The organism is Aquidulcibacter sp., from assembly GCF_044346625.1.
Classification (GTDB): Bacteria; Pseudomonadota; Alphaproteobacteria; order Caulobacterales; family Aquidulcibacteraceae; genus Aquidulcibacter.
The window spans coordinates 1-8,596 of sequence record NZ_JBIIYV010000090.1 but is presented as its reverse complement, the minus strand read 5'-3'; the positions used below and the strand labels follow the sequence as shown (position 1 = coordinate 8,596).

Below are 8,596 nucleotides of genomic sequence, written 5' to 3'. Positions count from 1 at the left end.
ATGGGATTGGTCATTGGTTGTTCCTTCGTGGTCTAAAATTGAGCTTCGCAACCCAATCCTAAACCAGAATGATCAATGACCAACCGCCAATCCCCCCACGCCGCCAGCTATGTGACGAGCGCTGCGCAGGGGGATTAGCTGTCACCGCGTGTTACACCACCAAATGGGACTTGATCCGCAAACCAGCCGTTACGGATGATGGAAGGGGGTCCACCTCATGGCATGTCCCTTGTTGCTGCATATTCTCGTTGCCTTCAAAAATTTAGGTTTAACATCTCATTATAGCTGAACACATGACCCAAACGATAACTGCATCGGAAGCAAACCACGCATTCTCCAAACTCTTTCAGCTCATCCAAGCCGGAGAGGAATTTATGGTTACGTCGCGCGGCGGGGGGAGGTCGCACGGATTGTGCCCTATGTCGAAGACAAATCAAAGAAAAGTAGTATGAGGGCTTTAAATTCATTGCGAGCGTTGCCGGGATGGCCTTTCCCAGCTAGTTGCACTAGGACATTTATTGATGATCGATATAAAGGCTTGCCCTTCATTTTGGTTACGCACGTTACACAATTATCGACTTTCAATTTGGCTCCATGTCTTTTATCGCAGATGAGGCTTGCCAAAGTATGTCTTCTCTAGCTTGCCCATCGACGAAAAATAGCATGAGGGGGCCACCAAAAACTCTGATCGCACCTTGAAAAGTGACGCCTCGCTTTTTCTGGTTTGAAGGTCGTTGGCCTCTTGCCACTCAAAACTTATAGAGCCAAAACTAGGTGGGCAGCTGGGCTTCAAGTCTGAACGTTAAGGCAATCGCCCGTATCATAAACATGATATTGCGACTTCACCGGAATTGTAATTATTGGTCGAGTGAAGGATTTCTGATATGGCGTGGATTTATCTCCTCATCGCAGGTCTGATGGAAATTGCTTGGGCGATTGCCATGAAGCAGTCTGAAGGATTTACGAAGCCATGGACGACCGCGTTCATGGTTGTGTGCATGATTGTCAGCTTCTATTTCTTGGGTAAGGCCATCAATATTTTGCCCATTGGAACGGCCTATGCAGTTTGGACAGGCATCGGCGCAATTGGCGTCGCTATTGTAGGGATAGTCGTATTTAGTGAACCGGCGACTTGGACGCGTATAGTGCCACTCCTCATGATCGTGAGCGGGATCGTTGGGCTAAAGGTGCTTAATCCTTAATTTGCTTCTTATATCTTCGGAAACAAAGTCTCGCTCTATGCAAGACAAAGTCTCAAGGCAAAAATTGCACTGCGTCCCAATGCCGAAAAAGTAAGCCATCGCGAATCTCGTAAAAATCTGCGACCCGAACGCAAACCGGAACGGCCTCAGCTTTTGGGTAAATTGAGAACTCATGTAAACAGCAGGCCATATCGTGTTCGCTAAGGGCGTGCAGGACACGGCGCTCAATCCTATGAGCGCCCCCTAGAAGTTGTTCATGGGATCGTCTGAAGGCATCTGGCCCCGTTTCTTCTGGCTGGGTTTCAGATTGAAAATCGGGGTGGAGATAGGTCTGGCATTTCTCAAAGTCTTGGTTGCGCAGGGCTTCATAAAGGCCGTCGACGAGCGATTTTGCATCCAACATCATATCTTCTCCACCAAGACTGCCCTGTTTAAACGATCTGCAATGACGAAGCAGGCAAAAGCTGCGGCCAGACACAAAGCGACGCCAATTCCAAACCATGGATAGCCAAAATGTTCGACGACAGCCCCGCCAAAAACCGGCCCGACTGACCCTCCCAAAAGAATAAAGCCACCGGTCATGGCCGGTAGTCCGCCTCGCGGGTCAATTGAGGCAGAAAGGCCAAGTAGGAAAACGATTGAGAAGTAGAAAGTGCAGGTCAGTAGAAACTGCATAGCGACGAATGCAGACGGGGATATCATTGTCGTTACAACCAGGCTTCCAACAGCTTTGAGCGTCACTGCGACGGCAAAAGGCGCCAATCGCCCCAAGCGACTACCCAGAGTTGCGGCCAGTAGCGCGCCTAGGACGCCAAACAAACCGGCGATTGCCAAAACTTCACCTATCTCTGTTTTATCCAGACCAGACCTTTCACCGATCAGCTCAGAAAATGAGTAAAGAGAGCCATCGCCAAGGTTGAGAAGCACGGCTGTAGCGACAACAAACAATCCTGATGTCGATAGAAAATTTGGAGATGCTAGTTTCGCTTGCGGCGGAAGTAAGTCGACATGGGTTGGCAGCAACAGCGCAATCGGCGTTAACATAACCGCAGATACCCCAAGAAGCAGGAACACGCCTGAATAACCAAGCCAAGCGGTGAAATAAGGCGTCAGTAATAGCGCGAAAGCCGACATAGCGGTGCCAAGCGTCGAAGAAAGCCCATAAAGGCGATCGGGGTCAATTGAGCGAGCAATAATGGCATTGGCGACCCCAACGGCGATGCCCGCCGCCGCTCCAGCTATCGGCCGCAGAAACCAAAGTGAGGACATATCGCCATAGAATGAGACAGCGTTGACCAAGATGATCGCGCCGCCCGCGCCAATTAGCAAACACGACAATCGAAAACGCGTCACAAGGCTGGCCGAAATGATCGCAGCGAGTGCGGTGGCCACCATCTCAAAGCTAGCGAGGGCGCCTGCGGTGCTTTCCCCAAGCGCCAACCCGCCTTGACTACGATTAGCTATATAAGCGCCCACAAGATAGGGCGAGACTACTGACATGGTGATGCCGATGCCACCGCTTGCAATAGCCACCACCAACAAGCGCCATGATTGCCGGACAAAGGAAGAGACGCTGGACGGCGTATAGGGTGCAGGAGTCATTAGAGCGCCACCCCCTCAGGGATTTCCTTGGTCTGACAATGTACTGAGCCAAGTGGGAAGTCGCGATAATCGATGCCAACGACATGCGAGAATCCAAGTTTCCTATAAACGCCAATAGCCGCTGCGTCGGATGCCTCATCAAATAGCGGCATTATGATGCTATCATTGACCGTCAGACTATTGATGTAGCTCCACACCCGCGGCGAGTGCGCTTGTGTTGGTGCCATCATGATCCTGTGCACCGCATAGAGTGCACCAGTACCCGCGTGAGCGCGCGTTTCACCAAGCTTTTGTGCGATGTAATTGAGGTCGTCTTTCCAAGGATGGCCTTTTGGAACGTCGGCCACCAAAACGCGTGATGGATCGGCGAATTTTACAATCATATCTATGTGGCCGGTCAATTCCCCTTTCAGGGCCGGAAACAACAAAAGCCGATCTATGCCGAACCAACCTTTGAAAGCTGCGCTAAGGTCACTAGGCGTTAGCTCTGGATTATAATGCAACACAGCATCGGTCATCACCAAGGTGCCAGCGCCATCGGTCACCAAATTGCCGCCCTCCACGATGAGCGGAAAGCGATAAAAAGGCAGATTAAACGCCCTTGCCAATTCGATCTGTGCGTTATTGTCATACTTCTGATAATTTTGCGCAATGGGCACATAAGGGGTCGCGATGATTGCATGCCCGCCTTCGGGCGTTTTCACGAAATGAGGGCCAAAATCACGAATCCACACATCGTCGGTGGCAATTTGGAGAATTTTGGGTTGAGCGGCTGGAGCGCGCGCTTTTAGATAAGCGTCGACTAGGGCCTGCCAAGCCGCGCTGGGCACAAGGATAACAGGCTTGGCCCCTGCAACCCGGACTTGATCTGCTAGCTCAGCGTGGCGTTCCCAGCGGCTCGGATAATTAATGGGCCATGACAAAAGCACCCCGGCCAATGGCTCATGCTCCCCCGGCAATCTAAAGCCCGCACTCGGACGGCTACCATAATGGCTAACAGGTTTGATTTCTTTGTCTAACGCGCCGGTTTGCTCGCACGATCGCAAAAGAGCGGCATAATCGACATGTGCGTCGGCCAGCACCTTGGCGAGGATTGAGTTCTCAATTTGCCAGACGATGGCTTCATGATCGGCCAGTCCCAAAGGTCTGGACGACGTCATCGGGTGTTTTGCCTGCAAAGTTCCCAGGGCCCGCCCAGCGGTATCTTGGTCAAGGAGGCTAGCAAGCCAAGGCACGCCCTCGCTGAGCATTTCACGGAAACTTGCAGGCGTGTGGAGATGAAAAGGTATAGTCGGCGACGCACCTTTCAACTGCGACACAATCTGCCGCCGTAAGATTGCTTGCAGAATCCGTGGGCCAATAAAGATCGTAAACAAAACGCCCAGAACAAATGCGAGGATGGCGCTAGATATGAGAACAGGCATCCTTCACTTACCCTTGCATCGCTGCGGCAATGACTTGCGGGATGCCGAGAGCCAGACCTGCCGAAGATCCGCCACAAATGTGCAACGCCTGCCCTGTTATATATCCGCAATCGTCAGACGCCAGAAAGTGGATCGCCGCGGCGATTTCCTCGGGCTCGCAAACGCGCTCAAGAGGAGTAGTTGCGGTGATAATGCGTTTTTCAAACTCAGCCATTGGCGAATTATTTGTCATGGCAGTATTAACAACGCCCGGACACACGGCATTGACCCGAATTTGGCGCGCCCCCAATTCGATGGCAGCGATCTGGGTAAGCCCGATGACCGGCCATTTCGACAGCGCATAAGCCGTATAGCCAGGCGCGCCCGATATCGCTGCCATCGATGCCACATTGATAATCGAGCCACCGCTCGACATGGCAAGAGCGGCGTGTTTCACCCCATGAAGCACGCCAAAGGTGTTGACTGACATTGTCTTGCGTACGTCGTCTGGATTGCATTGCTCAATGAAATCAGTCGCTCCAGCGATCCCTGCATTATTGACCATAATGTCGATACGCCCATGGTCCCCAACCACACCTTTGATAAGCTGAGCCACCGCTTCCTCATCGCTGACATCCACAGTTTTGTGGAATATGCCTTGCCCTGATGAAGCGCTGGCACTCTTCAGGTCCGCGGAAATAACCACCGCACCCGCTTTCGCAAAGCGGTGAACCGTTGCAGCCCCGATCCCTTCGCTACCGCCCGTCACAACGGCGACTTTGCCGGTCAAATCAAACATCAAAACGCCCCATTTTAAACACGTCACAAATCCATGACATTATTTTTATGTTGCGGCAACACAAAAATAATGTCACAGTTTTTAATTGAGGCTAAGGAGGCTGACGTGATCGGTTCGGGAATATTGTCGCAAGAAGAGCAACAGCGGGTTTTCGCGCCACTTGAAAAGGCTGAAACTCTGCCGGCCCGCTGCTTTTTCGACCCCGAGTTTTTCGCGGCAGAGCGAGAAGAAATCTTCAAAAAGCGCTGGGTTGCTTTAACTTTCGAGGCCGTGGTGGCGCAGTTAAATGCCGCCTATCCCTGTGAGATCGCCGATATCCCTGTTTTAGTGACCCGCGATGGTGAGGGATGCCTTCGAACATTTTTGAATATCAGCCCCTTTGATCGCGCACCTATCGTGATGGAGCCAAGATCGGGCTGCTCCAATATCGAAGCCAGCTACCATGGGTTTGTTTATAATTTTGACGGCTCATTACGACAGGCACCTTATTGGTCTGGCCGCAAGGACTGCTCGGCCCAAGATATGGGTGCGCATGCTCTTGATCTGGTTCCACTTGCCAGCGCGGTCTGGCGTGGAATTGTCTTTGTAAACGGCTCCTCCAACCCACCATCATTCAGTGAATTTATAGCGCCCTTGGAAGAACGCCTGACTGGTTTCGACCTGTCCAACCTCGCAATTGGACTAACGGAATTGAGTGATCGACCTGATATTGACCGGCTCGAAATGGGTGGGAATTGGAAAACCGTCTTCGAAAATGCTTGCATGAATGTGTATCACGAGGGCTTCGTGCATGACGCGTATCGTAAGTCACCTGATGTTCCCAGAGTTACCGAAGATGGACAGCGGACTTTTGAACCCGTTAATGACCGCGGCCTTACTGGGCTGATTTTTGATGAAGACCATTCTTCTGAAACCTATCAAGCGCTTCCATTGCCAAAAATCTTGATGCGAGACGGCTCTCAAAGCACGCAACGTCTGATCCTTTCGCTTTATCCAAATCTGTTTTTCTCCGTCTTGGGCGAACATGTTAACGCCACTATTCTTCGCCCTTTAGGATCGGAGAATTCTGAGATGATGATGGCCAAATTTTTTGATCGGTCAGTGGCCCAATGCGAAGAGCAAGCGGTAATGCGGCTACTGGTGCGCGAGGGTTGGCGCCAAGCTGGCAATGAAGACGCTGCGATTGTTCGCGGTATTCAAAAGGGACGACGCGCGTTTCCTAATGCAACTGGCTGTTTTGCGCCGTTTTGGGATAGCGCTCACCACAGTTTCACCAAAATGGTCGCAAGCGACCTGGGCGCGAACTCCATGCCTGAGGACCTTAAATAGATATGGCACGTATAACCGCCAATGGCGTCGAATTTGAATATGAGATTGTTGGTGATCCAAGTGCGCCTGCCATCATTGGCGTCACAGGATTTACCGATCAGTTGATCGACTGGCCTGATGAACTGATTGGCCAGTTTGTAAAGGCTGGCTATTGCTTTGTTCGATATGATTCGCGCGACATGGGGTTGTCGACATCATTCGATCAGTTCGGTGCCCCCGGCATGACTCGATTGGTCGCGGCGGCCTTTTCAAAGTCGTTGGCGAATTCGCCCTACACTATGGGCGACATGGCCAATGATTGTCTTGCGCTGATCGATAGTCTCCAGCTAGGGCCGGTCCATGCGATCGGTTTCTCGATGGGTGGGCAGATACTTCAGCTCGCTGCGTTGCAGCGGCCAGACGCGTTTCGATCACTGTCGCTTTTATTCACAACCAGTGGCGACCAAGCTTTGCCCCTGCCATCGGCTGGTCTGTTTGCAAAGTCCGTCGCTGCCGCCACTGATAAGCCGACACGGGAAAAAGCAATAAAAGCGACGCTGGACTTGATTGAAGCCACCAATGGCTCGGTCTATTTCAAAAACGTCAACGAGGCACGCGCCGACGCGGAAGCGGCCTATGATCGTGCTTACACGCCTAGTGGCGCTGGTCGTCATCTTTTGGCTATGTTTGCGACACCACCCTATCATCATCGTCTTGGTGAACTCGCGAGCATCCCGACGCTGATCCTTCAGGCGAGCGAGGATGCTTTCTTTACGCGTGAAAATGGTCAAAGCCTCAAAGACAAGATCCCCGGCTCAGAGCTGGTAATCATCCAAGGTGCCGGGCACAATCTGGCACATAACCTCGCGCCCGTCCTCGCCGGCCATATTCTCTGCCATATCAAGTCGTTACAGGTCAAAAACCATGCCTAAAATTGTTGATCACAACGAAGTACGACAGGACATCGCCGCCGCCGCAAAAACCGTTATCACGAGAGATGGTTTGGCGGGTGCAACGGTCAAAAAAATCGCTAGTGCAGCGGGCTATAGTGCGAGTATTGGTCAACATTATTTTGAAAGCCGTGACGATTTGCTGGCTTTCACGTTCGAACATTTCGCGCGCAAGGATCTTGAGGAATTGCGCAATCGAACGCAGGCTGCGGCTTCGGTTGATGACAAGCTGATTGCTGCGATCAAATGCCTGTTTGGCAGCTCTAGCTTAGCTGGAGACCCTGACCGCGCGATTATGTTTCTGAACTATTTCGCCAGCGGAATGGCGATACCCATGTTCCGAGAGCTTCAGGCACAATTATATTGCGAGTATCTAGACACCCTGACGGAAATTTTTGACGGCTGCAGCCAAACTAAGCATTTCGAACTCACCCCCAGTGAAGAAGCGGCGTTTCTGCTGGCACTCTCTGACGGTGTCGCCCTTGCTGGGGTGTCGGCTCCGGCAGAGGCGCATCGGGTCCGAAGCGCGCTCCTTAAGACACTTATCATTCGCTATAAGGTCGATCTCCATGACCTGTGAGCAAAAAAGCGCAGCGACGTCGGACTGGTTTGTCTTCACACCTATGGGCGAAGGAATCACCCATATCATTGAAACAGACGTCCATCCATTGATGCAATGCAATATATGGCACATCAAAGGTCGCGACCGCGACATTCTGATCGACACTGGATTGGGCATTGAAGACTTACATCGCGCCGCACTAGAAGTTTTTGGCCGTCCCCAGACCGCCATCGCCACGCACACGCACGCCGACCATGCTGGGGGCATGAGCGCGTTTCAAGAACGTTGGGTGCATAAAGCGGAGGCGTGGATGGCTCGTACCGGCTATTTTTCGGCGCCGCTGTCTTTTGAAGCTTGGGACGAAGCCGATCTCTGCGCCTGTAAGGCGGCAGGTTATGATCTGACTCTTCCATTCCTCCCCAAAGATCATAGGAGCAGCTGCAAGTTGGCTGACACGGCATTTGAGCCGACACGCACGCTCGAAGAAGGAGATGTCGTTGATCTCGGTGATCGCGCTCTAGAAGTTCTCCATCTTCCCGGACATTCTCCCGGTTCGATTGGCTTGTGGGATGCCGTGACAGGTACATTGTTTTCCGGTGACGCGGTATATGATGGGCCGCTAATCGATGGTTTACAGGGATCTAATCGGGAAGCTTACGAAGCGACCATGAAGCGGTTGCTCGAGCTGCCTGTCAATGTCGTTCACGCCGGCCATAATGGCTCTTTTGGACGCGAGCGGTTGCATCAACTTGTGCGCGCATTTCTTGAAA

At 52.1% G+C, this 8,596-nt stretch carries 9 protein-coding genes; 5 read left to right on the top strand and 4 right to left on the bottom strand.

Annotated elements, in window-relative coordinates:
• Nucleotides 1-884: 884 nt before the first annotated feature.
• A complete protein-coding gene (locus ACIQ20_RS14695; protein ID WP_395781576.1) occupies nt 885-1,202 on the top strand; it encodes a DMT family transporter in 318 nt (105 codons plus the stop codon).
• Between the two features lie 52 nt (nt 1,203-1,254).
• Here ACIQ20_RS14695 and ACIQ20_RS14690 read toward each other — a convergent pair whose 3' ends face one another.
• The 4 genes from ACIQ20_RS14690 to ACIQ20_RS14675 form a co-directional block, all read right to left on the bottom strand.
• Nucleotides 1,255-1,605: a nuclear transport factor 2 family protein gene (locus ACIQ20_RS14690; RefSeq protein ID WP_395781574.1), complete on the bottom strand. Its 351-nt coding sequence runs from the start codon at nt 1,603-1,605 to the stop codon at nt 1,255-1,257.
• Nucleotides 1,605-2,804, bottom strand: a complete 1,200-nt coding sequence (locus tag ACIQ20_RS14685; RefSeq protein ID WP_395781572.1) for an MFS transporter — start codon at nt 2,802-2,804, stop codon at nt 1,605-1,607. Before ACIQ20_RS14685 ends, ACIQ20_RS14690 begins: the two co-directional genes overlap by 1 nt.
• Entirely contained in the window at nt 2,804-3,964 is a 1,161-nt protein-coding gene (locus tag ACIQ20_RS14680) for an agmatine deiminase family protein (protein ID WP_395781570.1), read from the bottom strand. Before ACIQ20_RS14680 ends, ACIQ20_RS14685 begins: the two co-directional genes overlap by 1 nt.
• Before the next feature lie 271 nt (nt 3,965-4,235).
• The gene (locus ACIQ20_RS14675; protein WP_395781568.1) at nt 4,236-5,006 is read right to left on the bottom strand and encodes an SDR family NAD(P)-dependent oxidoreductase; all 771 of its coding nucleotides are present in this window, start codon (nt 5,004-5,006) and stop codon (nt 4,236-4,238) included.
• Between the two features lie 69 nt (nt 5,007-5,075).
• Between ACIQ20_RS14675 and ACIQ20_RS14670 the strand changes: the two genes are divergently transcribed.
• The 4 genes from ACIQ20_RS14670 to ACIQ20_RS14655 form a co-directional block, all read left to right on the top strand.
• A complete protein-coding gene (locus ACIQ20_RS14670) occupies nt 5,076-6,335 on the top strand; it encodes an aromatic ring-hydroxylating dioxygenase subunit alpha (protein WP_395781566.1) in 1,260 nt (419 codons plus the stop codon).
• Nucleotides 6,336-6,337: 2 nt separating this feature from the next.
• Nucleotides 6,338-7,246: an alpha/beta fold hydrolase gene (locus ACIQ20_RS14665; protein WP_395781564.1), complete on the top strand. Its 909-nt coding sequence runs from the start codon at nt 6,338-6,340 to the stop codon at nt 7,244-7,246.
• A complete protein-coding gene (locus ACIQ20_RS14660; RefSeq protein WP_395781562.1) occupies nt 7,239-7,844 on the top strand; it encodes a TetR/AcrR family transcriptional regulator in 606 nt (201 codons plus the stop codon). Before ACIQ20_RS14665 ends, ACIQ20_RS14660 begins: the two co-directional genes overlap by 8 nt.
• On the top strand, nt 7,834-8,596 hold a 763-nt coding region (locus ACIQ20_RS14655), incomplete at its 3' end, for an MBL fold metallo-hydrolase (RefSeq protein WP_395781560.1). The genes ACIQ20_RS14660 and ACIQ20_RS14655, both read left to right, overlap by 11 nt.